The organism is Streptomyces sp. NPDC006393, assembly GCF_040628575.1.
In the GTDB taxonomy this organism is placed as follows: Bacteria; Actinomycetota; Actinomycetes; order Streptomycetales; family Streptomycetaceae; genus Streptomyces.
In genome coordinates this window covers 54,256-78,021 of sequence record NZ_JBEXZD010000026.1, presented here as the reverse complement: position 1 = coordinate 78,021, position 23,766 = coordinate 54,256, and the positions used below count along the sequence as shown (strand labels likewise).

The following is a 23,766-nucleotide window of genomic DNA, read 5'->3' as shown; positions in this document are numbered from 1 at the left end:
CGCCTCGTCGGCGCGGCGTTCGCGCTCGGCGCGGGGCACGCCCTGCACTTCCAGGCCGTAGGCGGCGTTGTCCCGGACGCTGCGGTGCGGGAAGAGCGCGAAGTGCTGGAAGACCATGCTGATCTTCTTGGAGCGGACCTCGCGCAGCTCCCGGGCGCTGAGCGCGGTGAGGTCCTGGCCGTCGAAACGGACCTGTCCGGCGGTGGGCTCGAGCAGCCCGTTCAGCATCCGCAGCAGGGTGGACTTGCCGGAGCCGGACAGCCCCATCACGACGAAGATCTGTCCGGGTTCCACCTCGAAGGAGGCGTCGATGACGGCGGCTGTGGTGCCGTCGGCGCGCAGTTCCTCGCGGCCGGCTCCTTGACGGAGCTTCTCCACTGCGTCGTCCGGTCGTCTGCCGAACACCTTGTACAGGTGTTCTGCTTGAAGCCTGGCTGACACGCGCACCTCTCACCTCGGGGCCAGGGACAGGAGACGAAGGACGAATAACAGTTGAATAACGCAACCACCTTCGCTCCGGCCCGCGCCTGCCCCCGCACCCCCGAGACAAACCCGAAAGTGGCCTGCTTCACACTCCGTCACCTTCACCCGTCATGAACCCCGCTTTCCCGCACAGGCCGGTGACTGCCGGTGACTGTCAGTGCCGTACGGCATGATGCGAGACGTGACCGGACGACTGATGCTCCTCGACACCGCCTCGCTGTACTTCCGCGCCTATTTCGGCGTCCCGGAGTCGATCAAGGCCCCGGACGGGACGCCGGTGAACGCCGTGCGCGGACTGCTCGACTTCATCGACCGCCTCGTCAAGGACCACCACCCCGACCACCTGGTGGCCTGCATGGACGCGGACTGGCGGCCCCAGTGGCGGGTGGAGCTGATCCCCTCCTACAAGGCGCACCGCGTCGCCGAGGAGCATGCCGGCGGCCCGGACGAGGAGGAGGTGCCGGACACCCTCTCCCCGCAGGTCCCGGTCATCGAGGCGGTCCTGGACGCCATCGGCATCGCGCGCGTCGGCGTCGAGGGGTACGAGGCGGACGACGTGATCGGCAGCTACACCGCCCGGGCGAGCGGCCCCGTCGACATCGTCACCGGCGACCGCGACCTGTACCAGCTGGTGGACGACGCGCGCGGGGTGCGCGTGCTGTACCCGGTCAAGGGCGTGGGCACGCTGCAGACCACCGACGAGGCGGTGCTGCGGGAGAAGTATGGGGTCGACGGCAGCGGGTACGCGGACCTGGCGCTGCTGCGCGGCGACCCGAGCGACGGACTGCCGGGCGTGCCCGGCATCGGGGAGAAGACGGCGGCCCGGCTGCTCGCCGAGTTCGGCGACCTGGCCGGGATCCTGGCGGCCGTCGACGACCCGAAGGCCCGGCTCACACCGTCCCAGCGCAAGCGGCTCGACGAGGCGCGGCCGTATCTCGCGGTGGCGCCGACGGTCGTGCGCGTCGCCGCCGACGTCCCGCTGCCGGACGCCGGCACGGCGCTGCCGCGCACCCCGCGCGACCCGGCGGCGCTGGAGGAGCTGGCCGGCCGCTGGGGCCTGGGAGGCTCCCTTCAGCGGCTGCTCACCACGCTGGCGGCGTGACGAACCGCCGACGCACGCTCATGAAGCCGGGAAAGAGAGGGTGTTCGCCGACGGAAGGTGCTAACTTAGGTAAGCCTAAGCATAGGGGAACAGGGAGGCCGTCATGGCAGATCGTCCGGCGCGCAAGCCGCGCAGGGCCCACACCGCGCAGGTCGTCCGCACCGAGCGGCTGACTCCGCACATGCAGCGCGTGGTGCTCGGCGGCGAGGGTCTGGCCGGCTTCTCGGCCGACACCTGCACGGACCACTACGTGAAGCTGCTGTTCCCCGCCGACGGCGTCACCTATCCCGAGCCGTTCGACATGGAGCGGATCCGAGCGGAGTTCCCGCGCGAGCAGTGGCCGGTGACCCGGACCTACACCGTGCGCGCCTGGGATGCCGCGCACCGCGAGCTGACCCTGGACTTCGTGATCCACGGCGACGAGGGCCTGGCCGGCCCCTGGTCGCTGCTGGTCCGGCCGGGTGCGACCGTGCGTTTCATGGGCCCCGGCGGCGCCTACGCCCCGGACCCGAGCGCCGACTGGCATCTGCTCGCCGGTGACGAGAGCGCCCTTCCGGCGATCGCCCGCTCCCTGGAGGCGCTGCCCGCGGGCGCCACGGCGCACGCCTTCGTCGAGGTCGCCGGCCCCGAGGAGGAGCAGAAGATCGACTCCGACGTGGAAGTGGTCTGGCTGCACCGCGGGGACCGGCCGGTCGGCGAGGCGCTGGTCGCTGCCGTCAGGGCGCTCGAGTTCCCCGAGGGCCGGGTGCACGCGTTCGTGCACGGCGAGGCCGGTTTCGTGAAGGAGCTGCGCCGGCTGCTGCGGGTGGAGCACGCGATCCCGCGCGAGGACCTGTCGATCTCCGGCTACTGGCGCCTCGGGCACAACGAGGACGGCTGGCAGGCCTCCAAGCGGGAGTGGAACGCCCGGATCGAGGCGGAGCAGGAGAGCGCGGCACCGGCCGCGTGAGGCACGCCACCGCGTAGCCGCACGAGACAGGCCACCTCGTAGGCTTCGGGCGATGAGACGCAAGACCCGCACCCCAGCCGCTCCCCTGCCCCAGCGACACGGGGTGGACCCGGTGCGGGTGCGGCTGCCCGCCCAGGGGGCGTGGGCGACCGTGCGGGAGCATCTGGTGGAGCGGCTGTCCGGGGCCGGGCCCGGCGTGATCGAGGCGATGTTCGAGGCCGGGCGGATCGTCGGGGCGGACGGACGGGCGGTCGCGTACGACGCGCCGTACGAGCCCGGGATGTTCGTGTGGTTCCACCGGGACCTGCCCGCGGAGGTGCCGGTGCCGTTCGCGCTGGAGGTGGTCCACCGGGACGAGCACCTCGTCGTCGTGGACAAGCCGCACTTCCTGGCCACCACTCCGCGCGGCATGCACGTCGCCGAGACCGCGCTGGCGCGGCTGCGGCGCGAGCTGGGCATCCCGACGCTCGGCGCCGCGCATCGTCTGGACCGGCTCACCGCCGGCCTGGTGCTGTTCACGGTGCGCCCCGAGGAGCGCGGCGCGTACCAGACGCTGTTCCGTGACCGCCGGGTGCGCAAGGAGTACGAGGCCGTCGCGCCGTACGACCCTGAGCTCGCCCTGCCCCGGACGGTGCGCAGCCGGATCGTGAAGGAGCGCGGGGTGCCGGCCGCCCGTGAGGTTCCGGGCGAGCCGAACGCCGTGACGCGGGTGGAGCTGGCCGAGCACCGCGCGGACGGCCTCGCCCGGTACCGGCTGGTGCCCGGCACCGGGCAGACGCATCAGCTACGGGTGCACATGAGCGCGCTGGGCGTGCCGATCCTCGGCGATCCGCTCTATCCGGTGGTGACCGGCCCCGTCCCGCCCGGCGACTTCCGGCGCCCGCTGCAACTGCTCGCCCGGGAGCTGGAGTTCACCGATCCGGTGACGGGGGCGGCCCGCCGGTTCCGCAGCGCCCGGACGCTCGAGGCCTGGTCCGGTGCCACCGGGTGGGCGAAGCAGTCGCCGACGGACGGCACCGGGAGCGGGTCCGGGACCGGGACCGGTCAGTAGCCGCGCCACCAGCGCAGGAACCGCTGCCAGACGCCTCTGGGGCGGCCGGGTTCCCCGGCCTCGCCGGTGCCCACGGGCGCGGGCGGTACGGCATCGGGCGGTGCGGGCCAGGGCGGCCGTGTGGGAGATGCCGCCCCCTGGGGAGCCGGCGCCTCGGCGGGCGGCTCCGATTCCGCCCGTACGGTGCTGATCTCCCAGGCGGCGCGCGGCTGCGGCACCGGCATCGGGGTGTGGCTCGGCTGCGACATCACGTCCTGCTGCGGCTGCGGGGTGAACCGCACCGGCAGTTCGACCAGGTGCTGCGAGGCGATCGACTCGGTCCAGCGCAGTTCCTCCTCGGCGCAGTCCAGCTGGACGTCCGTCAGTCGCATCAGCAGCTTGTCGACACCGACGTCGGCGATGGCGCGGCCGATGTCCTGTCCGGGGCACTCGTGCGGCCCGCCGCTGAAGGCGAGGTGGGAGCGGTTGCCCATCATGTCGGCCGTCGGGTCGGGGCGTACCCGGGGGTCGACGTTGGCGGGCGCGATGCCCAGCAGCAGCCCGTCGCCGGCGCGGATGCGCTGGCCGCCGAGTTCCGTCTCCTGCTTGGCGAAGTAGCCGAGGATGGTGCTGAACGGCGGCTCGTCCCACAGGGACTGCTCCACCGCCTGCGGCACCGTCATCTGTCCGCCGTTGAGCTGGGCGCGGAAGCCCGGGTCGGTGAGGACCCGGCGGAGGGTGTTGGCCAGGAGGTTGGCGGTGGCCTCGTAGGCCGCGATGAGCACGAGCCGCAGGTGCTGGGCCACCTCGTCGTCGGTCAGTCCGGCCGGGTGTTCGACGAGGTGGCTGGTGAAGTCCTCGTCGGGCCGGGCGCGGCGGCGGGCGACGAGCCGTCGCAGGCAGCCCATGATGTACTCGTTGCTGGCGATCGCGGTCTGGGTGCCCTTGAGCATGTCGCGGGCGGCCTGCACGATCCGGTCGTTGTACTCCTCGGGCATGCCGAGGACGTCGCACATCACCGCCATGGGCAGGTGCTCGGCGAACTGGTCGACGAGGTCGGCCCGGCCGGTCTCGCAGAACCTGTTGACCAGGAGCTGGGTGGCGCGCCCGATGGTGCGGCGCAGGCTGCGGTGGTCGATGGTCACCATGGCCGCGGTGACCGCGGTGCGCAGCCGCTTGTGCTCCTCGCCCTCGGCATGGGAGCAGATCGGCTGCCAGGCGATGTGCGGCATGAGCGGGTGGTCGGGCTTGACCATGCCGTCCTTGAGCGGCGTCCAGACGCGGCTGTCCCGGGTGAAGTGCGAGGGTGTGCGGACCATGTGCAGGTTCTCGGCGTGGCCGAGGACCACCCACATGGGCACGTCGTCGTGGAGCAGTACGGGCGCCACCGGACCGTATTTCTCGCGGAGTTGCTCGTACAGCGCCCTGAGGTCGGGGGCCTCGTGGAGCCGGTGCAGCCCCCCGGGCCCGATGCCGTGCGCGGGGCAGCCGGGGGGCGGTGCGGGCATGCGGTCGTCCGGACCGGTCAGGAACTGGGATTCAGACGTCACAGCGGTCGCTTTCGGGACGATGTCGGGACGAAGGAGAAGGAGAGGACGGAGAAGGAGAGGGGAGGTCGGTGCCGCGTCGGCGCCACGTCGGTTCAGCGGAGCGAGCCGGTCATGGTGAGGGAGTGCAGATAGCGCATCAGGGTCAGCAGCACGTCCCGGCTGGAGGCGCGGCGGCGGACGTCGCAGTCGACCATCGGGATCTCCTCGGACAGGTCGAGCGCCGAACGCAGCTCGGGGAGTGGGTAACGGGGCGCGTCCGGGAAGGAGTTGATGGCCACGACGAAGGGCACACCGCGCTCCTCCAGCCGCCCCATGACGTCGAAGCTGACCTCCAGGCGCCGGGTGTCGACCAGGACGACCGCGCCGAGCGCGCCCTCGAACAGGCCGTTCCACAGGAACCAGAAGCGCTGCTGGCCGGGGGTGCCGAAGAGGTAGAGCACCAGTTGGTCGGTGATGCTGATGCGGCCGAAGTCCATCGCCACGGTGGTGGCCGTCTTGGACTCGGATCCGTAGTTGTCGTCGATGCCGATGCCGGCCTGGGTCATGGTCTCCTCGGTGGTCAGCGGCCTGATCTCGCTGACCGAGCCGACCATCGTCGTCTTGCCGACCCCGAAGCCCCCGACGATGACGATCTTCGCCGCGGCCTGGGCCGTGTGCGGAAGATGGTCCTCGGCGCGTGGGCCGGGGAGGGTGTCAGAGCCGTTGTAGTCCATGCATCACCGCTTCGAGGAGGGAACGGTCGGGGAGCGCCTGGCGGACGATCGGGGCGCGCGCCTGTACCAGTTCGGCCGTCAGCAGCTCGGTGATCAGGACCGTCATCGCGCTGAACGGCAGGTTGAGATAGGCCGACAGTTCGGCCACGGACAGCGGGGCGCCGCACAGCCGCAGCACCGCCGCCTGCTCCGGGGTCGCGGACGGCGGTGGATCGGCGCGCGCCACGACCAGGGTGACCAGGTCGAGCGCGGCGCGCGCGCCGTCCTCGTCGGCGCCGGCGACCACGTAGAGCCGCTCGGGGTTCTTCTGCCGGCCCTCTTTGGCGGGTTTGGCGGGCGGCGGCGGTTCGGGTGCGGGGTAGCGCCTCTGGCGTCGCGGAGGAGTCATACGGTCTGCCCGTTGCGCCGGGGCGGACTGGTGAGATGGGAGCCGATACGGACCACGAGGTCGCGCATGTGGGCGCTCATCGTGCCGGGTTCGGTGCGGACGTCGGCGAGCACCGCGAGGTAGGCGTTGGCACCGGCGGACATCAGGTAGAAGTAGCCGCGGTCGATCTCGATGATGACCAGCTTCATCCGGCCGTCGCTGCCCGGGATCTCCACGGCGACGGCGCTCGCCAGGCTCTGGAGGCCGGCGCAGGCCGCGGCGACCCGGTCGGCGGCGTCGGGCTCACCGCCGTAGCGGGCGATCCGCAGGCCGTCGGCGGAGAGCACCACGATCATCTCGATGCCGGGCACGGAGTCGTGGAGCTGCTTGAGCATCCAGTCGAAGTTGGCGCGCTGCTGGATCACTTGAGGTCCCCCTCGTCGTCGGCCTCGGCGCGGGCCGGCTTCTCGATCAGGTGCAGGAATGCGGTCGGGTCCTGGGTGAACGCGGTGGGGTCGGGGTGCGGGTTGTCCTTCTTCAGGCCGTCCCAGAAGGCGTCGACCCACATGCCCGGCGGGGGTTCCTCGACGGCCGGCTCGGGCTCCGGTTCGGGGGACGTCCACACGGACCGGCCCTCCTGCTCGGCGCGCTCGGCCGCGTACTGTTCGGCGATGCGCTGGCTGAGCGGGATCTTGACCTTGCTGCGGCGCTGCGGCAGGCCGTTCGCCGTCCACTCGGTGACCTCGGGGACGTCGTCCTCCATCGGCACGGTGGCGGGGATGCGCGGGCTGGTGGGGCGGCGCTTCTTGGGGGCGCGCTTGGGGCCCTCCAGCGCGTCCTCGCCGGGGTGGGGAATGGAGGTGGCGCCGATGCCGTGGGCCAGGCCGGGGGCGGGCTCGGTGGTCATCATGTTGCTGGGCACGATCAGTACGGCACGTACCCCGCCGTAGGCGGAGGGCCGCAGGGAGACCTGCATCTTGTACGCCGTGCACAGCCGGCCCACGACCGCCAGGCCCAGGCGGGGTTCCGCGCCGACCTCCTGGAGGTCGATCCCGGCCTTGGCGGCCTCCAGCATGCTCTCGATACGGGTGCGGGACTCCTCGTTGAGGTTGACGCCCGCGTCCTCGATCTCGATGGCGACGCCGGACTGCACCTCGATGGCCGTGACGTGCACCTTGGTGTGCGGGGGCGAGTAGCGGGTGGCGTTGTCCAGGAGTTCGGCCGCGGCGTGGATGACCGGCTCGACGTCGGTGCCCTTGATGTTGACCTTGGCGATGGAGTGCAGTTCGATGCGCCGGTACTCCAGGATCCGGGACATGGCGCCGCGCAGCACGCTGTAGAGGGTGACGGGGTTGGGCCACTGGCGGCCCGGCCGCCCGCCGCCGAGGACGGAGACGGAGTCGGCGAGACGGCCGATCAGCGCGGTGCCGTGGTCGATGCGCAGCAGGTCGTCGAAGACCTCGGGGGTGCGCCCGTGGTCCTCCTCCATCTCCCTGAGTTCCATGGCCTGCTGGTGCACGATGGCCTGGACGCGGCGGGCGATGCTGACGAAGGAGCGCTGCGTGGAGTCACGCATGTTCTCCTCCTGGTCCACGATCTTGAGGATCATGCGGACCACCGCGCGCTGCGACTCGGGCAGGTGCCGCCACTCCGGGTCGCCGTCGATGATGTCGCGCATCACCTCCCGCACGGTGTGGTTGCCGCGCAGATAGGCGACCGAGTTGGGGATGATCTCCGTGCCGAGGTAGGTGATCTGGGCGTCGTGGGAGGCGATCCGCCGCTCCAGGTACTCGGTGCGTCGGGCGAACTCCTCCCGCTGGTCCCGGATGGTGCGCCCGCGGCGCACCGCTTCGGCGCCGGTGAGGAGAACCAGCAGGACGGCGACGGCGCCGCAGCAGCCGACGGCGAGGCGGGCCGAGTCCGTCACCAGTGCGACGGCGGCTCCGGAGGCCGCCGCCATCAGGACGGCGGGCAGCAACAGCACACGCGTGTAGGGAAGTTCGCGGCCGCCGGGGGGCGATTGGACACTCACCATGTAAGCCCTCTGAGACGAATCGGCTGGGGTTCGGGGCAGCTTCCAGTGGGGTATGTCATGGAACTGTCGGCATCTTCGGGATGATTGGGAACAAGCGCACGAATACCCATCAACTCGGTGCGCTGCGGGCGAGCTTAGTCCGACCGGATCATCGCCGTGTCATATTCGGCAAGCGCCTGAAACCGGGCGCGGGACAGGAGTACCCTCGGGTCGTTTACACACCGTGAATTCGTTCGAACACGAACCGTGACGACGCACAGGCGTACGAAAACCACTCACCGTGACGGGTGAGGGAGCAGCGAGGGGCGTGACCCGGGCGGCTCGGCCGCACACGGTCACGCCCCACAGCTCAGGAGCCGGGCAGGGCCCAAAGGACCTGCCCCAAGGACAGGTCTACCCGACCGACGAGTAGGCGACGACACCCCGCAGCAGCGCCTCGACCGCCTTGCGGGCGTTCTTCGCCACCGTCGACCCCTCGGCGGGAGCCGCCGCCGAGATCTGGCCCAGGACGTCGATCACCTGCTTGCACCAGCGCACGAAGTCACCGGCCGGCATGTCCGCCTCGCGCAGCACCTCGTCCAGGCCCATGCCCGACGCCCACATGTACGCGGCCCAGGCGAAGCCGAGGTCCGGCTCCCGCTGGCCGACGCCCTCGGCCTGGTTGATCCGGAACTCCTCCTCCAGGGCGTCCAGCCGGCCCCAGATCCGCACCATCTCGCCGAGCGCGGCCTTCGCCTTGCCCGAGGGCAGCTTGGGCGCCAGGGCGTCGTCGCTGACCCGGGCCTCGTAGACCAACGCCGAGACGCAGGCGGCGAGTTCGGCCGGGCTGAGGCCCTCCCACACGCGCTCGCGCAGGCATTCGCTGGCCAGCAGGTCCAGTTCGCCGTACAGCCGGGCCAGGCGCTTGCCGTGCTCGGTCACCTCGTTGCCGCGCAGGTAGTCCAGCTCGGTCAGCAGCGACACGATGCGGTCGAAGGTCCGGGCGATGGTGTTCGTGCGGCCCTCGATGCGGTGCTCCAGCTGCTTGGTGTCGCGCATCAGCCGGTGGTAGCGCTCGGCCCACCGGGCGTGGTCCTCGCGGTCGTTGCACCCGTGGCAGGGGTGGGCGCGCAGGGCGGCGCGCAGCCGGGCGATCTCCCGGTCGTCGGCCGCCTGGGAGCGCCGCCCCCGGTGCCGCTCCGGGCGGATGTGCCCCGCCTTGGTGCGCAGCGCGGACGCCAGGTCACGACGGGACTGCGGGGAGCGCGGGTTGAAGGACTTCGGGATGCGCATCCGCTCCAGCGGCTCGACGGGCACGGGGAAGTCGATCGCCGCCAGCCGCTTGACCTGCCGCTCGGCGGTCAGCACCAGCGGGCGCGGCCCGTCGTGGTGCTCGAAGCCCCGGTGGCCGTTGGACCGGCCGGCGGGCAGGCCCGGGTCCAGGACGAGCGCAAGCCCCGCGTACTTGCCCGTGGGCACGTGGATGACGTCGCCGGGCCGCAGCCTCTCCAGGGCGACGGCGGCCTCGGCACGGCGCTGCACGGCGCCCTGGCGGGCCAGCTCGGTCTCGCGGTCCTTCAGCTCCCGGCGCAGCCGCGCGTACTCGGTGAAGTCCCCGAGGTGGCAGGTCATGGCTTCCCTGTAGCCGGCGAGGCCCTCCTCGTTGCGCTGCACCTGCCGGGAGATCCCGACCACCGACTTGTCGGCCTGGAACTGCGCGAACGAGGTCTCCAGCAGCTCGCGGGAGCGGTGCCGGCCGAACTGCTCGACCAGATTGACCGCCATGTTGTACGACGGCTTGAAGCTGGAGCGCAGCGGGTAGGTGCGCGTGCCGGCCAGGCCCGCGACCTGCTCGGGGTTCATCCCGCGCTGCCACAGCACGACCGCGTGGCCCTCGACGTCGATGCCCCGGCGGCCGGCCCGGCCGGTCAGCTGCGTGTACTCGCCGGGGGTGATGTCCGCGTGCTGCTCACCGTTCCACTTGACGAGCTTCTCCAGCACCACCGAGCGGGCGGGCATGTTGATGCCGAGGGCGAGGGTCTCGGTGGCGAAGACCGCCTTGACCAGGCCGCGCACGAACAGCTCCTCGACGACCTCCTTGAAGGTCGGCAGCATGCCCGCGTGGTGGGCGGCGATGCCGCGCTCCAGGCCCTCCAGCCACTCGTAGTACCCGAGGACGTGCAGGTCCTCGGGCGCGATGTGGGCGGTGCGCTCCTCGACCAGGGCGCGGACCTCCTCCCGCGCCTCCTCGTCGTTGAGCCTGAGGCCCGCGTACAGGCACTGCTGGACGGCGGCCTCGCAGGCGGCGCGGCTGAAGATGAAGGTGATCGCGGGCAGCAGGCCCTCGGAGTCCAGCCGTTCGATGACCTCCGGGCGGCTGGGCGTCCAGATCCGGGAGCGCTGCCGGCGCTCGCGCTCGCGGTCCGCCTCGCGCATGTTCCGGCCGCGCCGGCGGTCCGTGTAGGTGGGGCGGCTGGCCTCCAGGCGGGCCATGCGCGTGAGGTCGGGGTTGACGGCCCTGCGGTGGCCCTCGCCCTCCTCGAACAGGTCGTACATCCGGCGTCCGGCCAGCACGTGCTGGAACAGCGGCACGGGCCGGTGCTCCGAGACGATCACCTCGGTGTCGCCGCGGACGGTGTCCAGCCAGTCGCCGAACTCCTCGGCGTTGGACACGGTCGCCGACAGTGACACCAACGTCACCGAGGCGGGCAGGTGGATGATCACTTCCTCCCAGACGGCGCCGCGGAAGCGGTCGGAGAGGTAGTGCACCTCGTCCATGACCACATGGCCGAGGCCGCGCAGGGTCTGGGAGCCGGCGTACAGCATGTTCCGCAGCACCTCGGTGGTCATCACGACCACGGGGGCGTCCGCGTTGATGCTGTTGTCGCCGGTGAGCAGGCCGACCTTGCCGCTGCCGTAGCGACGGCACAGGTCGGAGTACTTCTGGTTCGACAGGGCCTTGATGGGGGTCGTGTAGAAGCACTTCCTGCCCTGCTGGAGGGCGAGGTGGACGGCGAACTCGCCGACGATCGTCTTGCCCGAGCCGGTGGGCGCGGCGACCAGCACGCCCTTGCCCGCCTCCAGGGCCCGGCAGGCCTCGATCTGGAAGGGGTCGAGGCCGAAGTCGTACATCTCGCGGAAGCCCGCGAGTGCGGTGGCCTGCTCGGCAGCTCGCCTGCGCGCTGCCGCGTACCGCTCGGCCGGTGAGAGGTCCTGAGTCATCGTGCTTTCGAGCGTACCGGGCCACGCTGACAACAGGACGATCATTATCCGGATCACCCCGGGAACTGCGGATCACCCCGGAAACACGCGACGGCCGGCCGCTCGCGGTGGGGAGCGGCCGGCCGTGCGCCTTCGGTGGTGGGCTCAGGTCACGTCGTCGTAGCCGTTGACCCGGTCGGGTCCGGACTGCTCGGGCAGGCCGCTGCCGGCGCTGACGGGTTCGACGTCGCCGACGTCCTCGGGGGTGAGGTCGAGTTCGGAGGCCTCGTCGTCGGACGGGCCGGCCTCCTCACGGCGTCGCCTGCGGCGGTCGTTGAGCAGCGAGAAGGCGACCGCGCCGAAGTACAGCACCCAGATCGGACCGGCGAGGGCCAGCATCGACAGCGGGTCGGTGCTGGGGGTGGCCACGGCCGCGAAGACCGTGATGCCGAGGATCATGGCCCGCCACCAGCCGAGCATACGCCTGCCGGTGAGCATCCCGGTCAGGTTGAGCATGATCAGCAGCAGCGGCAGCTCGAAGGAGAGGCCGAAGACGACCACCATGCGCGTGACGAGCTGGAGCAGGTCGTCGAGTGGCAGGAAGTTCCTGATGGACCCGTTCGGCGTGAAGTCGAGCAGCACCTTCGCGGTGGTGGGCAGCACCTTGTACGCGAAGAAGGCGCCGCCGAAGAACAGCGGGGCGCCGGTGAAGACGAAGGCGTAGGCGTACTTCTTCTCGTGCCGGTGCAGGCCGGGCGCGACGAACGCCCACAGCTGGTAGAGCCAGATCGGCGACGCGGCCACGACGCCGGCCATCAGCGAGACCTGGAGAGCCAGCGTGAACGGTGCGAGGAGGCCGTTGATCGTGATCTCCGCGCACTGCTTCTTGCCGCTGGTCCTCGCCAGCTGTTCGAACGTCTGCGGGCAACCGATCGAGTCGAGGATGGGCCTCGTCAGGAAGTTGATGATGTCGTTGTAGAAGAAGGCGGCGACGATCGTGACGACGACGATGGCCAGCATCGCCTTCGCGAGCCGGTTGCGGAGCTCGCGGAGGTGGTCCGCGAGAGGCATGCGCCCCTCGGGATCCCTCTCCTTCTTGCGGGCAGGCTTGAGCAAACCCACGTCCTCATCTCGTGCGGCAGGCCGGAGGGTCCGGCCGTGCGTCAGCGCTGGGTGGTGTCCGTCGGCTCGTTGACCGGGCGCGAGCTCGTCACGTCACCGGGGGCGGCCTGGATCGTGCGCTGCGCGGGAGGCTGCTCGTCGCCGGGGGCCGGCGCGGAGGAGCTGGTGCGACCCTCGTCCTTCATGGCCTTGGCCTCGCTCTTGAGGATGCGGGCGGACTTGCCGAGCGAGCGCGCCATGTCCGGAAGCTTCTTCGCGCCGAACAGCAGGATGATGACGACGAGGATGAGAATGATCTCGGGGGCTCCGAGCCTTCCGAACATAAGTCTTTACCTTCTCACCGAGGCGGCTGGGTGGGATGCTGTCCGACCGGTCGGACATGTGACCGAGCGATCGTTCTGGCAGCGATCGTAACGCTCAGGGGTGAACGTGAGGCAATCCCCGTGCGTACTCCCGTCCGCGGTCCGGGCCTCGTTCTCCGGTCCGCCTTCAGCAGCGTACCTGGCGGAAGTGGCAGCGTGACAGGGCGAAAGCCGTCCGCGCCGCACGCCCACGCAACTCTTACCGGGCGCCGTCCACCGGCCGTCGTCCGCGGGACTCACAGCGACTCCGCCGACCGGGCGGCGCTCAGGCTCGCCCGCTCCAGCTCCTCGGCGGCCCGGTTGATACGGCTCGCCGACTCCGAGACCTGCCTCCCGAGCCGCCGCGCCTCGACGAAGACCCGCACGGCGAGCACTCCGAGGACGGCGAGACCCAGGAAACCCGCGGCTACCGCGAACATCGGCCAGAACATGCCCACGAGACTAGACCGTCGAGTGCAGACGCAGCGTCCTGACCCCGCCACCGGTGAGCAGCTCCACGATGCGCTCGCCGGCCGGTTTGCGGACCGCCGCGCCGCAGTCGGGGCAGGTGAAGGAGTAGAAGGTGGTGCGCCTGCTGGCGCCGATGGCCAGGCGCAGCGCGCTCGCGGCGAGCTCGAAGCGCCCCCGGCAGTCGGGGCAGCCCGCCCGGAACACCACCGGGGCCACACTCCTCATCCCGGCGAACGCCGCCGCCACCGACACCCCGCGCACCCCGGGCGCCACCGACTCGCTCAAAGCCCCTGCTCCTGCCTGTCGTACCGCCCGTCCAATCCACCGGACCCCGCGGGCACGCCCCGGGCCTCCGGCGCGGCACGGCCCGAGGAGCCCACGGCCTGCGAGGCACCCGGAACGCCGGGGGACCCCGCGGCGCCCGAGGCACCGGAAACGCCCGGAGAGCCGGCGTCGCCCGGTGAGCCGGCGGCACTCGAAGAGCCGGGGGCGCCCGCGGAACCGGAGGCGTCCTCGCCGCTGCCGCTGACCCGGGTGTCCCCGGCGTGGTCGACGTCCGCCCCGCCTGCCACGCCGCCCGCGTCGGCCATGCCCGTCACGCCCGTCGCGTCGTCGTAGGCCGCCAGGGCGTCGGAGGCCGCCTGGCGGGCGCTGGCGGCCAGGTCGCCCGGTGCGACGATCCGGCCGTCCCGGCCGAGGCGCAGCGCCAGGCGTCTGAGCGAGGCCGGGTCGGGGGTGCGCAGGGTGATACGCAGCCCGCCGTCGGGAAGTTCATCGGCGCTGTCGTGCGGGTAGTACTCGGCGACCCAGCGACCGCCCGGGCCCACCTCGACGACGACCTCGGGGTCCTCGGCGGCGGGCTGCACCAGCGCCTCGGACAGGTCGCGCAGCTCTATCTCGGGAGGCGCGGACGGCTCGTCGAGGATCTTGATCTCGGCGACCCGGTCGAGCCGGAAGGTGCGGCGCGCCTCGGAGCGGCGGCACCAGGCCTCCACGTAGGTGTGCCCGACGCTGACCAGGCGGATGGGGTCGATCTCGCGCTCGGTGACCTCGTCGCGCGCGGGCGAGTAGTAGCGGATCCACAGACGCCGGCGCTCGGAGATCGCCCGGTCCACGTCGGCGAAGACCCCGCCCTCGGACTCGAAGGTCACCGACAGGCGCGAGCTGGCGCCCGCCGCCTCGCCTGCCGCCGCCTCCACCTTGGCCGTGGCCCGCAGCAGCGCCTGCCGGTCGCTCTCGCGCAGTCCGGGCAGGGTGGCCACCGCGCGGGCGGCGACCAGCAGGGCGGTCGCCTCGTCGGCGGCCAGCCGCAGCGGCTCGGCCGCCTCCGCGCCGAGCGCGGCCGGGTTGTGCCACCAGATGCGCTCGCCGTCGGTGTCGATGTCGAGCAGGTCGCCGCCGCGGAAGCTGGTGCCGCACATGGGCAGCACGTCGAGGTCCGAGACCAGCTCGTCCTCGGTGATGCCGAAGGCACGCGCCACGTCCTCGATCCGGGCGCCGGGGCGCTCCCTGAGATACGTCACCAGGGAGAGCATCCGCCGGGTCTGGTCGATGGCGTTCACGGGCCTGACCGGTTTGCCTGCCACAGTGTTGCTCGCTCCCCCTCAGCCCTTGGCCACGGCACGCAGCCGGTCCACCACGTCAGCCCGCAGCTCGGCGGGTTCGACGACCACCACGTCCGGTCCGAACTCCACCAGCCAGGCGTCCAGCCCGTGCCCGTACGGGATGTCCAACTCGTCCCACCCGTCGCCGAGTTCCCGTATCGCCGAGGCCTTCGCCCGAAGGGGGTACCCGGCGCCCGAGCGCAGCCGGATGCGGGCGGAGCGGTCGGCGATCTCGCCCGCCCAGCTCGCGACGGTCTCGCGGACGGTGACGACGTCGGGGACGGGGGCGGTGAAGCCGGTGCCACGCGAGCGGACCTTCCCGGTGATCCGGGAGAGCCGGAAGACGCGCTCGGCGCCGCGGTCGCGGTCGAAGCCGGCCAGGTACCAGTGGCCGCGCCAGCACTCCAGCGCCCACGGCTCGACGTGCCGGGTCTCCGGGCGGGCGGCACTGGCCTTGCGGTAGTCGAAGACGACCGGGCGGCGGTCGCGGCAGGCCAGCATCAGCGGTTCGAAGGCGGCCTCGTGGACCGGGATGCGCGGCTCCAGGGCGCCGTGCGCCTCGTACGGGTCGACGTCCTCGGGCAGCCCGGCCGCACGCAGTTTCTGCAGGGCGCCGCTGGCGGCCCCGGCGAGTCGGGCCTGCTGCCAGACCTTGGCGGCCAGCCCCAGCGCGGCGGCCTCCTCGGCGTCCAGGGTGATGGGCGGCAGCCGGTTGCTGTCCCGGCGGGCCAGGTAGCCGATCTCGCCGTCCAGGCTCTCGACGGTCTCGATGACCAGCCCCAGCTCACGCAGGTCGTCCTTGTCCCGCTCGAACATGCGGTTGAAGGAGTCGTCGGACCCCGCTTCGAGATAGGCCTCGATGGACTCGCGCAGCTCACGCTTGCTGAGCGGCCGCCGCGCCCCGAGCAGGCACAGCGCCAGGTTCATCAGCCGCTCGGCCTTGGCAATGGCCATCGATGCCCTTCGCCTTCCTTATGGTGCTTACGACCGATGACCGTACCGCTCCGCGACGCCGTGGCAAAAGCCGAGGGCCCACGCCCGAACAGGCATGGGCCCCAGGTGATCGGAACCCGCTGGATCCGGGTGGGATCCGAAGCAGGACGATCAGACCCCGAGCAGGTCCACGACGAAGATCAGCGTCTCGCCGGGCTTGATCGCCGGGGTCGGGCTCTGGTTGCCGTAGGCGAGGTGGGCCGGGATGGTCAGCTGGCGGCGGCCGCCGACCTTCATGCCCTGCACGCCCTGGTCCCAGCCCTTGATGACACGCCCGGCGCCCAGCGGGAAGCGGAAGGGGGTACCCCGGTTCCAGCTGGCGTCGAACTCCTCACCGGTGCTGAAGGCGACACCCACGTAGTGGACGGTGACGGTCTGACCCGCCTTCGCCACCTCGCCGTCGCCCTCCCAGATGTCCTTGATCTCCAGCTCCGCCGGGGGCTCGCCGCCCGGGAAGTCGATCTCGGGCTTGTCGATGCTCACGTCTCTAGCTCCTGCTTTGTCTGCGATAAGGCAACAGGCACAGTCTTACATCCCCCGCGCCTCACATCGCGGCGAGGATGTCCACGGTGAACACCATCGTGGAGTCCTTCTGGATGCCGCTGTTCGGCGGCGGGTTGTCGCCGTAGCCCAGCGACGGGGGAATCACGATCAGGACCCGGCTGCCCACCTTCTTGCCGGTCATGCCCTGCGCCCACCCCTTGACGACCTGCTGGAGGGAGAACGAGGCCAGGGTCTTCTTCTGGTAGGTCGAGTCGAACTCCTTGCCGCCGTCCCACAGCACGCCCTTGTACTGGACGAGCACCGTCTGGTCCGCCTTGACCACCGGACCGCTGCCCTCGATGACGTACTCGGACACGAGGTTCTTCGGCGCGGCGGCCTTCGGCACGGTGATCGACGGCGCCTTGCCGTCGGTGTTGGTGCCCACCTTCGGCAGGTCCGCCTTGTTCTGCGGCACGGCCTTGCCCTTGGCCGAGCTCGTCGCGTTGAAGGTGTTCTGCACATCGACGACGAACACCAGCGTGTCCGTGCCCTTGATGCCCGCCTGCGCGTTGCCCTGCGTGCCGTAGCCCCAGGTCGGCGGCACCGAGAACAGGAGCCGGCTGCCGACCTTCTTCCCGGCCAGCGCATAGCGCCAGCCGTCGATGATCGACCCCTGGGAGAGCTGGATGATCAGCGGCGCCTTGCGGTCGTAGGAGTTGTCGAAGACCTTGCCCGAGTCCCAGATCTGCCCCAGGTAGTGCGCCTGGACGTAGTCGTTCTCCGCCACCGCGCGGCCACCGTCCGCGATCACCGTCTTCACCGCGAGGTCCTTCGACGGCTCACCGCTGCCCTTGGCCACGGTCGGCTTCTGCCCGAACTTCGTGCCCGCGGTGATCGCCGGCAGCGGCCCGGAGACGATCTTCGGCGGCGGCGCGGCCGACGTGGCCGGGGCGGACGGCGACGGGGAGGCGGTCTCACTGGCCTTGCCCGAGCCGGCGTTGTCGTTGCCGCAGGCGGCCAGAGTGACCAGCCCCGCGGGGACGGAAAGAAGAAGAGAGCGTCGGCGCACGGTGGGGGCCTCGTAATCGATCGGTCTGTTGATGGCGTGCGCGCAACTCTACGATGCCGCACGGGCGCCGTACGCGAAACGTACGGCGCCCGTGTGGCGTTTGGGTAATGCGTGCGGGCCGCGCCTGCCGGCCCGCACACGGCTCACATTCCGGCGATCAGCTTCTCCACCCGGTCGTCCACCGAACGGAACGGGTCCTTGCACAACACCGTCCGCTGCGCCTGGTCGTTGAGCTTCAGGTGCACCCAGTCGACGGTGAAGTCCCGCCGCTGCTCCTGCGCCCGCCGGATGAAGTCGCCGCGCAGCCGCGCCCGAGTGGTCTGCGGCGGAACCGACTTGCCCTCGAAGATCTTCAAGTCGTTGCAGATCCGGGTCGCTTGGCCCTTCTTCTCCAGCAGGTAGTACAGGCCACGACGGCGGTGGATGTCGTGGTAGGCGAGGTCTATCTGGGCGACCCGCGGATGCGACATGGTCATGTTGTGCTTGGCGCGGTACCGCTCGATGAGCTTGTACTTCATCACCCAGTCGATCTCGGTGCCGATCCGGTCGAGATCCTCCGACTCGATCGCGTCCAGCGTCCGGCCCCACAGCTCCAGCACCTGCTCCACCGTGCCGGTGCGGATGCCGCGCCGCTCGCAGAAGTCCAGCGCCTTCTCGTAGTACTCCCGCTGCACCTCCAGCGCCGAGGCCTCCCGGCCGCTGGCCAGGCGGACCTTGCGGCGGCCCGTGATGTCGTGGCTGACCTCGCGGATCGCCCGGATCGGGTTCTCCAGGGTGAGGTCGCGCATCACCGTGCCCGCCTCGATCATGCGCAGCACCAGGTCGGTGGCGCCGACCTTGAGCAGCATGGTCGTCTCGGACATGTTCGAGTCGCCCACGATGACGTGCAGCCGGCGGTAGCGCTCGGCGTCCGCGTGCGGCTCGTCGCGGGTGTTGATGATCGGCCGGGAACGCGTCGTCGCCGAGGAGACGCCCTCCCAGATGTGCTCCGCCCGCTGGCTCACGCAGTACACGGCCCCGCGCGGCGTCTGGAGCACCTTGCCCGCGCCGCACAGCAACTGCCTGGTGACCAGGAACGGAATGAGGATGTCCGCGAGCCGCGAGAACTCCCCGTGCCGCGCCACCAGGTAGTTCTCGTGACAGCCGTAGGAGTTGCCCGCCGAGTCGGTGTTGTTCTTGAAGAGGTAGACGTCGCCCGCGATTCCCTCCTCGTGCAGGCGTCGTTCCGCGTCTACCAGGAGTCCTTCCAGAATGCGCTCGCCGGCCTTGTCGTGGGTGACCAGTTCGATCACATTGTCACATTCGGGTGTCGCGTATTCCGGATGTGAGCCCACGTCGAGATAAAGCCGGGCGCCGTTCCGCAGAAAGACATTGCTGCTGCGGCCCCATGACACGACACGGCGGAAGAGGTACCGCGCCACCTCGTCAGGCGACAGACGGCGCTGTCCCCTGAACGTGCACGTGACGCCGTACTCGTTCTCCAGCCCGAAAATGCGGCGGTCCATGAGTGAACATTACGCCCGATCCCCCGAGCTGAAACGGGGTTCGACAGCACGATTTGGATCATTTTCCGATGAAGCCGCAACGACCGCCCTCCCTGCGGGAGCTGCGAGGACCCGCCCGGTGGCCAGAAGCACCAGCAACGACACGGCCCCCGCCGCGCCCGGCACCGCGAATCCCCACAGCGCGCCGCCCGCCTGGACCACCGGCCCCGCCACCCCCGTCCCCACCGACGCCCCCACTGTGAACGTCGTCACAAGCCAGGAGAACGCCTCGGTGACCGTCCCGCTCGGCGCGTGCCGGTCCACGATGATGAACGCACAGGCGATGCACGGCGCCAGGAACACCCCGGACAGCACCGTCAGCGCCACCATCGCCACCGCACCCGGCATCAGCATCAGCGGCAGATAACACACCGCCAGAAGCGCCACCAGCACCCGCAGTCGCCGCTCGGGCACACCACTCCACTGCCGCGCCCCGTAGACGGCCCCGCCGACCAGCGCGCCCAGGCCCAGCGCCGCCATCAGCCAGCCGTACACCGCGTCCCCGCCATGTCCGTCCGCGTACGGCACCGCCGCCACCGTGATGGACCCCAGCGCGATCCCGACGAACAGGAACGCCCCCAGCAGCGCCAGCAGCCCCGGCGAGCGCAGCGCCCCGAGCCAGTGCGCCGCACGCGGCGCCGAACGCCACGCCCTCGACGGCGGCGAGACCACCACCGACAGCGCGCCCAGCACCCCGATCACGTTCAGCACCACCAGCGCGGCCCGCGCCGACCACAGCGACGCGCACAGCGTCACCAGCAACGGCCCCACCGTGAACATGACTTCCTGCGCCACCGCGTCCATCGCGTACGCCGTGTGCACCTGGCCCTCCCTGCGCAGGACACTGGGCCACAGCGCGCGCAGCCCGCCCTCCAGCGGCGGCGTGAACAGCCCGGCCGCCGCCACGGCCGTCCAGGCGAGCACCGGCGGCTCGGTACCGGTCAGCGCGAAGACGGTCATCGCCAGGGCCGAGGCCACCGCGGCCGGCAGCTGCACCCGGGGCTGTCCGTGCAGGTCCACCAGGCGGCCCAGCACCGGCTGGCCGACCGCGTTGGCCACCCCGTACACCGCCGCCAGCGCCCCCGCCAGGCTGTACGTGCCGCCCTCAGCGCGCACGAACAGCACGATCGCGATCGCCGCGGTGGCGTTCGGCAGCCGCCCCACCAGCGTGCCCACCAGCAGCCGGGCGGCGTGCCGCGCCCCGAGGATCTCCAGGTACCCCGCGAATCCCGCGGCCATCGCACGCCCTCCAGGGTCAGGTTTTACGTATAACGTCGCCCGCCATACGTACCATGTGCGCAGTTCACCGGTCCAGACGACCGGACGACCACTCGAACAGGAGCAGCGCTGCGGTGGCACCAGCAAGCACGCGCCCCACCAGCCGTGACGTCGCCCAGGCCGCCGGAGTCTCCCAGGCCGCCGTCTCGCTCGTCCTCGGCGACAAGTGGCGCGGCCGGGTCTCGCAGGCCACCGCCGAACGGGTACGGCAGGCCGCCCACGACCTCGGCTACCGGCCCAACCTCGCCGCCCGCAACCTGCGCCTCGGCCACACTCGCACCGTCCTCCTCGTCGTCCCCGCCCTGACCACCGAGTTCTTCGCCGGCGTCTACACCGGCGCCGCCCGCATCGCCGCCGAACACGGGTTCGGCGTCGTCCTCTACCCCTCCCCCGAAGGCATCGGACCCGCCCGCAACCCCTTCGCCTCCGCCCGAGCAGCCTTGGACGGCGTCATCGCCTCCTCCATGGCCGCCGACGCCCTCACCGCCATCCGCGGCGACCAGCTCCCCCTGGTCATGCTGGACAGCGACCCCGAGGGCAGCCTCGGCGCCGCCACCGTGAACCTGGACATCGCCGACGGCGTACGCCAGGTCGCCGGCCATCTGCTCGCCCTCGGCCACCGGCGCTTCCTCCACCTCGCGGCGGACGTGCCCTCCTGGACCTTCGACGTACGGGCACGGGAGCTCGCGGCGCGCGTCGGCGCCGTACCGGGCACCTCCGTGAGCACCGCCCGCGCCCCCATCTCCATCGAGGACGCCCAAGCCGCCACCGAGGCCGCCCTGAGCGCCCCCGGGCCCCGCCCCACCGCCCTGGTCTGCGACGACGACAAACTGGCCGCCGGCGCCTACAAGGCCCTGCGCCGCCTCGGCCTGCGCGTACCCGACGACATCTCCGTCACCGGCCTCGACGACCTCGCCCTCGCCACCGCCATCGACCCCGAACTCACGACCGTCCGCCTGGACGCGGAACTGTTCGGCGAACGCGGCATGCACGCCCTCCTGGCCGTCCTGGACGGCCGCACACCGGCCGGCGGGGACATCCCCGTCGAACTGGTGGTAAGAGGCTCCACGGCCCCGCCCAGCGCCTCCTGAGACACGAGCCTCCCAAGACGCAGGTGCCCCGGAGCCGACGTCACATGACATCGGCGCCGGGGCACCCATGAGCGAAGGACCACCCGGAAGGTCTACTCCTTCTCGGAACCCGAGGAGTCGGCCGAGTCGGCCACGTCGTCGCCGTCCTGCGAGGTGTCCGCCTCGCCGCCCTCCAGCAGACGCGCCAGCTGGCGCCCCACGATGCGCTTGAACTTGCGCTTCTGCGGACGCGTACGGTCCAGCACCGCCACCTCCAGGCGCTCCGCGGGGATCTCCCGCTCGCTGCCGTTGGTGTCGCGGGACAGGGCCTGCACCGCCAGCTTCAGCGCCTCGGCCAGCGTCATCCCGTCCCGGTGGCGCTGGTCGAGATAGCTGCTGATCTGCTCGGCGTTGCCACCGACCGCGACCGAGCCGTGCTCGTCCACGATCGACCCGTCGTGCGGAAGCCGGTAGATCTGGTCACCCTCCGGGGTCTCCCCCACCTCGGCGACCACCAGCTCCACCTCGTACGGCTTCTCCGCCGCGCTGGAGAAGATCGTGCCCAGCGTCTGGGCATAGACGTTGGCAAGCCCCCGGGCCGTGACGTCGTCCCGGTCGTAGGTGTAACCCCGCAGGTCGGCGTAGCGGACACCGCCGATGCGCAGGTTCTCGTACTCGTTGTACTTGCCCGCCGCGGCGAACCCGATCCGGTCGTAGATCTCGCTGAACTTGTGCAGCGCGCGGGACGGATTCTCACCGACGAACACGATTCCGTCGGCGTACTGCAGCACGACCAGGCTGCGGCCTCGGGCGATGCCCTTGCGGGCGTACTCCGCCCGGTCGGCCATGGCCTGCTGAGGTGACACATAGAACGGCGTCGACACCGGTTATCCGTCCCTTTCTGTAGAAGTCACTCGATCACCCTGGACAAGAGCGCCCACCGGCTACAGCAGCGCCGCCCGCGGGCCGTCGGGCTGCTCCAGACGCCGCTGGAGCACCGAACGGGCGATCTCGGAGGACTCGTCCTCGGTCAGCCGGCGGAAACCGTCCTCGGTGATCACGGTGACGATCGGATAGATCCGGCGGGCGACATCGGGACCACCGGTCGCCGAGTCGTCGTCTGCCGCGTCGTACAGGGCCTGCACCACCAGCGTCGTGGCCTCGGCCTCGCTCAGGTCCTCACGGAAGAGCTTCTTCATCGCTCCGCGCGCGAAGATCGACCCGGAACCGGTCGCCGCGAAGCCGTGCTCCTCGCTGCGGCCGCCGGTGACGTCGTAGGAGAAGATCCGGCCCTTCTCGCGGTCCAGGTCGTACCCCGCGAACAGCGGAACCACGGCCAGGCCCTGCATGGCCATGCCCAGGTTGGAGCGGATCATGGTCGACAGCCGGTTCGCCTTGCCCTCCAGCGACAGCTGCGCCCCCTCGACCTTCTCGAAGTGCTCCAGCTCCAGCTGGAACAGCTTCACCATCTCCACGGCGATGCCGGCGGTGCCGGCGATACCGACGGCCGAGTACTCGTCCGCCGGGAACACCTTCTCGATGTCCCGCTGCGCGATGACGTTCCCCATGGTCGCCCGGCGGTCACCGGCCAGCACGACGCCCCCCGGGAACGTCGTGGCGACGATGGTCGTGCCGTGCGGAGCCTCGATCACGCCCTGCACGGGCGGCAGCTGCCGCTTGCCCGGCAGCAGCTCCGGCTGGTGCTCGGAGAGAAAGTCCATGAACGAGGAGGACCCAGGCGTCAGGAAGGCAGCCGGTAGACGCCCGGTGCTACGAGTGTTGGCTTCCACGCGTTTCCTTCCAGGTAGTCGGCAGCTCGGTACGCGGCTCCGGGATCGTCCCGCAACAGGCCGAGGCCGGAATTGCAGTTGAAGCACAGTACGCCACGGACCCTACCCGCCTTGTGGCGGTGATCCACATGAACGGCGGAAGCCTGCGGGCGGCTCCCACGGAGCCCTCGCCGAACCCCCGCGCACGGTGGCGCCGCCCGGAAGCGAAGGCTGCGCGCGGTGTGGCCTCACCGCACCGCACGCAGCGCTTCGCCGACCGGATCGTCCGCCGCCGCTCCGCCCACCCTCCTTCGATTCGAAGGAGGAAGCGGCCTACTGCCCGCCCTTTTGAACGAATGACCTCACGAAATCCTCTGCGTTGGACTCGAGTACATCATCGATTTCGTCGAGGACGTCGTCCACGTCGTCGCTCAGCTTCTCGTGGCGTTCCTTGAGGTCCTCGGCGGCCTGTGCGTCCTGGACCTGCTCCTCGACCTCCTCGGTCGAGTGCGTGGCCTTCTGCTGCCCGCCGCCGGTGTCCTTCGTTGCCATAACCCTCACCCCGCTCAGTTCGCCCGACATGGTCGGCATTACGGCCGATCGGTGATGATCA

23 protein-coding genes and 2 pseudogenes are annotated in these 23,766 nt (G+C 71.0%); 4 read left to right on the top strand and 21 right to left on the bottom strand.

Features of this window, described 5'->3' with window-relative positions:
- A partial coding sequence (locus ABZ484_RS14265; protein WP_358866165.1) for an ATP-binding cassette domain-containing protein occupies window positions 1-441 on the bottom strand: 441 nt, incomplete at its 3' end.
- A 214-nt stretch (window positions 442-655) separates the two neighbouring features.
- On the opposite strand from ABZ484_RS14265, the gene ABZ484_RS14260 reads away from it, so the two are divergent.
- From ABZ484_RS14260 to ABZ484_RS14250, 3 genes are all read left to right on the top strand, one after another.
- Window positions 656-1,585 (top strand): 5'-3' exonuclease, encoded by a 930-nt coding sequence (locus ABZ484_RS14260; RefSeq protein WP_358866164.1) that lies wholly within the window; start codon window positions 656-658, stop codon window positions 1,583-1,585.
- 103 nt (window positions 1,586-1,688) lie between these two features.
- Window positions 1,689-2,534, top strand: a complete 846-nt coding sequence (locus tag ABZ484_RS14255) for a siderophore-interacting protein (RefSeq protein ID WP_358866163.1) — start codon at window positions 1,689-1,691, stop codon at window positions 2,532-2,534.
- Window positions 2,535-2,586: 52 nt separating this feature from the next.
- Window positions 2,587-3,585, top strand: coding sequence for an RluA family pseudouridine synthase (locus ABZ484_RS14250; RefSeq protein ID WP_358866162.1), 999 nt, complete (start codon window positions 2,587-2,589; stop codon window positions 3,583-3,585).
- On the opposite strand, the gene ABZ484_RS14245 is transcribed toward ABZ484_RS14250, so the two are convergent.
- The 16 genes and pseudogenes from ABZ484_RS14245 to ABZ484_RS14170 all read right to left on the bottom strand — a co-directional run bounded on the left by ABZ484_RS14245 (window position 3,579) and on the right by ABZ484_RS14170 (window position 20,275).
- On the bottom strand, window positions 3,579-5,072 hold the full coding sequence (locus ABZ484_RS14245; protein ID WP_358866167.1) for a cytochrome P450: 1,494 nt from the start codon (window positions 5,070-5,072) through the stop codon (window positions 3,579-3,581). The genes ABZ484_RS14250 and ABZ484_RS14245 overlap by 7 nt on opposite strands.
- Window positions 5,073-5,206: 134 nt before the next feature.
- On the bottom strand, window positions 5,207-5,827 hold the full coding sequence (locus ABZ484_RS14240; protein WP_358866161.1) for an ATP/GTP-binding protein: 621 nt from the start codon (window positions 5,825-5,827) through the stop codon (window positions 5,207-5,209).
- Window positions 5,808-6,215, bottom strand: a complete 408-nt coding sequence (locus tag ABZ484_RS14235) for a DUF742 domain-containing protein (RefSeq protein ID WP_358866160.1) — start codon at window positions 6,213-6,215, stop codon at window positions 5,808-5,810. The genes ABZ484_RS14240 and ABZ484_RS14235 overlap by 20 nt, the downstream gene beginning before the upstream one ends.
- A complete protein-coding gene (locus ABZ484_RS14230) occupies window positions 6,212-6,619 on the bottom strand; it encodes a roadblock/LC7 domain-containing protein (protein WP_358866159.1) in 408 nt (135 codons plus the stop codon). The genes ABZ484_RS14235 and ABZ484_RS14230 overlap by 4 nt, the downstream gene beginning before the upstream one ends.
- Window positions 6,616-8,229, bottom strand: coding sequence for an ATP-binding protein (locus ABZ484_RS14225; RefSeq protein ID WP_358866158.1), 1,614 nt, complete (start codon window positions 8,227-8,229; stop codon window positions 6,616-6,618). The genes ABZ484_RS14230 and ABZ484_RS14225 overlap by 4 nt, the downstream gene beginning before the upstream one ends.
- Window positions 8,230-8,622: 393 nt before the next feature.
- Entirely contained in the window at window positions 8,623-11,475 is a 2,853-nt protein-coding gene (locus ABZ484_RS14220; protein ID WP_358866157.1) for a DEAD/DEAH box helicase, read from the bottom strand.
- Between the two features lie 99 nt (window positions 11,476-11,574).
- Window positions 11,575-12,525 (bottom strand): twin-arginine translocase subunit TatC, encoded by a 951-nt coding sequence (gene tatC, locus ABZ484_RS14215; RefSeq protein WP_358866156.1) that lies wholly within the window; start codon window positions 12,523-12,525, stop codon window positions 11,575-11,577.
- 47 nt (window positions 12,526-12,572) lie between these two features.
- Window positions 12,573-12,854, bottom strand: a complete 282-nt coding sequence (tatA, locus tag ABZ484_RS14210; RefSeq protein ID WP_358866155.1) for a Sec-independent protein translocase subunit TatA — start codon at window positions 12,852-12,854, stop codon at window positions 12,573-12,575.
- A gap of 275 nt (window positions 12,855-13,129) precedes the next feature.
- Window positions 13,130-13,324, bottom strand: coding sequence for a hypothetical protein (locus tag ABZ484_RS14205; protein ID WP_358866154.1), 195 nt, complete (start codon window positions 13,322-13,324; stop codon window positions 13,130-13,132).
- A 10-nt stretch (window positions 13,325-13,334) separates the two neighbouring features.
- Entirely contained in the window at window positions 13,335-13,628 is a 294-nt protein-coding gene (locus ABZ484_RS14200) for a hypothetical protein (RefSeq protein ID WP_358866153.1), read from the bottom strand.
- A gap of 326 nt (window positions 13,629-13,954) precedes the next feature.
- A pseudogene (locus tag ABZ484_RS14195) lies at window positions 13,955-14,929 on the bottom strand (WYL domain-containing protein); the annotation flags it as partial.
- 18 nt (window positions 14,930-14,947) lie between these two features.
- Entirely contained in the window at window positions 14,948-15,901 is a 954-nt protein-coding gene (locus tag ABZ484_RS14190) for a WYL domain-containing protein (RefSeq protein ID WP_358866152.1), read from the bottom strand.
- 150 nt (window positions 15,902-16,051) lie between these two features.
- Window positions 16,052-16,423, bottom strand: a complete 372-nt coding sequence (locus ABZ484_RS14185) for an FKBP-type peptidyl-prolyl cis-trans isomerase (protein WP_030179581.1) — start codon at window positions 16,421-16,423, stop codon at window positions 16,052-16,054.
- A 61-nt stretch (window positions 16,424-16,484) separates the two neighbouring features.
- Window positions 16,485-17,492: an FKBP-type peptidyl-prolyl cis-trans isomerase gene (locus tag ABZ484_RS14180; RefSeq protein ID WP_358866151.1), complete on the bottom strand. Its 1,008-nt coding sequence runs from the start codon at window positions 17,490-17,492 to the stop codon at window positions 16,485-16,487.
- A gap of 143 nt (window positions 17,493-17,635) precedes the next feature.
- On the bottom strand, window positions 17,636-18,997 hold the full coding sequence (gene pafA, locus ABZ484_RS14175; protein ID WP_131560799.1) for a Pup--protein ligase: 1,362 nt from the start codon (window positions 18,995-18,997) through the stop codon (window positions 17,636-17,638).
- A 9-nt stretch (window positions 18,998-19,006) separates the two neighbouring features.
- Complete coding sequence (locus ABZ484_RS14170; RefSeq protein WP_358866150.1) at window positions 19,007-20,275, bottom strand: MFS transporter; 1,269 nt, start codon at window positions 20,273-20,275, stop codon at window positions 19,007-19,009.
- A gap of 113 nt (window positions 20,276-20,388) precedes the next feature.
- On the opposite strand from ABZ484_RS14170, the gene ABZ484_RS14165 reads away from it, so the two are divergent.
- Complete coding sequence (locus ABZ484_RS14165; RefSeq protein ID WP_358866149.1) at window positions 20,389-21,405, top strand: LacI family DNA-binding transcriptional regulator; 1,017 nt, start codon at window positions 20,389-20,391, stop codon at window positions 21,403-21,405.
- 92 nt (window positions 21,406-21,497) lie between these two features.
- Here the strand turns inward: ABZ484_RS14165 and prcA are convergent, their stop codons facing one another.
- The 4 genes and pseudogenes from prcA to ABZ484_RS14145 all read right to left on the bottom strand — a co-directional run bounded on the left by prcA (window position 21,498) and on the right by ABZ484_RS14145 (window position 23,705).
- Window positions 21,498-22,268: a proteasome subunit alpha gene (gene prcA, locus ABZ484_RS14160; RefSeq protein WP_358866148.1), complete on the bottom strand. Its 771-nt coding sequence runs from the start codon at window positions 22,266-22,268 to the stop codon at window positions 21,498-21,500.
- A 60-nt stretch (window positions 22,269-22,328) separates the two neighbouring features.
- Window positions 22,329-23,174 (bottom strand): proteasome subunit beta, encoded by an 846-nt coding sequence (prcB, locus tag ABZ484_RS14155; protein ID WP_358866147.1) that lies wholly within the window; start codon window positions 23,172-23,174, stop codon window positions 22,329-22,331.
- Window positions 23,126-23,320: pseudogene (locus tag ABZ484_RS14150) on the bottom strand (endonuclease domain-containing protein); the annotation flags it as partial. The gene prcB and the pseudogene ABZ484_RS14150, both read right to left, overlap by 49 nt.
- 166 nt (window positions 23,321-23,486) lie before the next feature.
- Window positions 23,487-23,705 carry a ubiquitin-like protein Pup gene (locus ABZ484_RS14145; RefSeq protein ID WP_030179596.1) on the bottom strand — a complete coding sequence of 73 codons (219 nt, stop codon included), beginning with the start codon at window positions 23,703-23,705 and terminating at the stop codon, window positions 23,487-23,489.
- Between the last annotated feature and the right edge of the window lie 61 nt (window positions 23,706-23,766).

Excerpts from the sequence above, each read along its gene's own strand:
- ABZ484_RS14235 (WP_358866160.1), bottom strand. The coding sequence starts at position 6,215 with ATGACTCCTCCGCGACGCCAGAGGCGCTACCCCGCACCCGAACCGCCG.
- ABZ484_RS14240 (WP_358866161.1), bottom strand. The coding sequence starts at position 5,827 with ATGGACTACAACGGCTCTGACACCCTCCCCGGCCCACGCGCCGAGGAC.
- ABZ484_RS14250 (WP_358866162.1), top strand. The coding sequence starts at position 2,587 with ATGAGACGCAAGACCCGCACCCCAGCCGCTCCCCTGCCCCAGCGACAC.
- ABZ484_RS14205 (WP_358866154.1), bottom strand. The coding sequence starts at position 13,324 with ATGTTCTGGCCGATGTTCGCGGTAGCCGCGGGTTTCCTGGGTCTCGCC.
- pafA (WP_131560799.1), bottom strand. The coding sequence starts at position 18,997 with ATGGACCGCCGCATTTTCGGGCTGGAGAACGAGTACGGCGTCACGTGC.
- ABZ484_RS14245 (WP_358866167.1), bottom strand. The coding sequence starts at position 5,072 with ATGCCCGCACCGCCCCCCGGCTGCCCCGCGCACGGCATCGGGCCCGGG.
- tatA (WP_358866155.1), bottom strand. The coding sequence starts at position 12,854 with ATGTTCGGAAGGCTCGGAGCCCCCGAGATCATTCTCATCCTCGTCGTC.
- ABZ484_RS14260 (WP_358866164.1), top strand. The coding sequence starts at position 656 with ATGCGAGACGTGACCGGACGACTGATGCTCCTCGACACCGCCTCGCTG.
- ABZ484_RS14220 (WP_358866157.1), bottom strand. The coding sequence starts at position 11,475 with ATGATCGTCCTGTTGTCAGCGTGGCCCGGTACGCTCGAAAGCACGATG.
- ABZ484_RS14170 (WP_358866150.1), bottom strand. The coding sequence starts at position 20,275 with ATGGCCGCGGGATTCGCGGGGTACCTGGAGATCCTCGGGGCGCGGCAC.
- ABZ484_RS14190 (WP_358866152.1), bottom strand. The coding sequence starts at position 15,901 with ATGGCCATTGCCAAGGCCGAGCGGCTGATGAACCTGGCGCTGTGCCTG.
- ABZ484_RS14145 (WP_030179596.1), bottom strand. The coding sequence starts at position 23,705 with ATGGCAACGAAGGACACCGGCGGCGGGCAGCAGAAGGCCACGCACTCG.
- ABZ484_RS14255 (WP_358866163.1), top strand. The coding sequence starts at position 1,689 with ATGGCAGATCGTCCGGCGCGCAAGCCGCGCAGGGCCCACACCGCGCAG.
- ABZ484_RS14225 (WP_358866158.1), bottom strand. The coding sequence starts at position 8,229 with ATGGTGAGTGTCCAATCGCCCCCCGGCGGCCGCGAACTTCCCTACACG.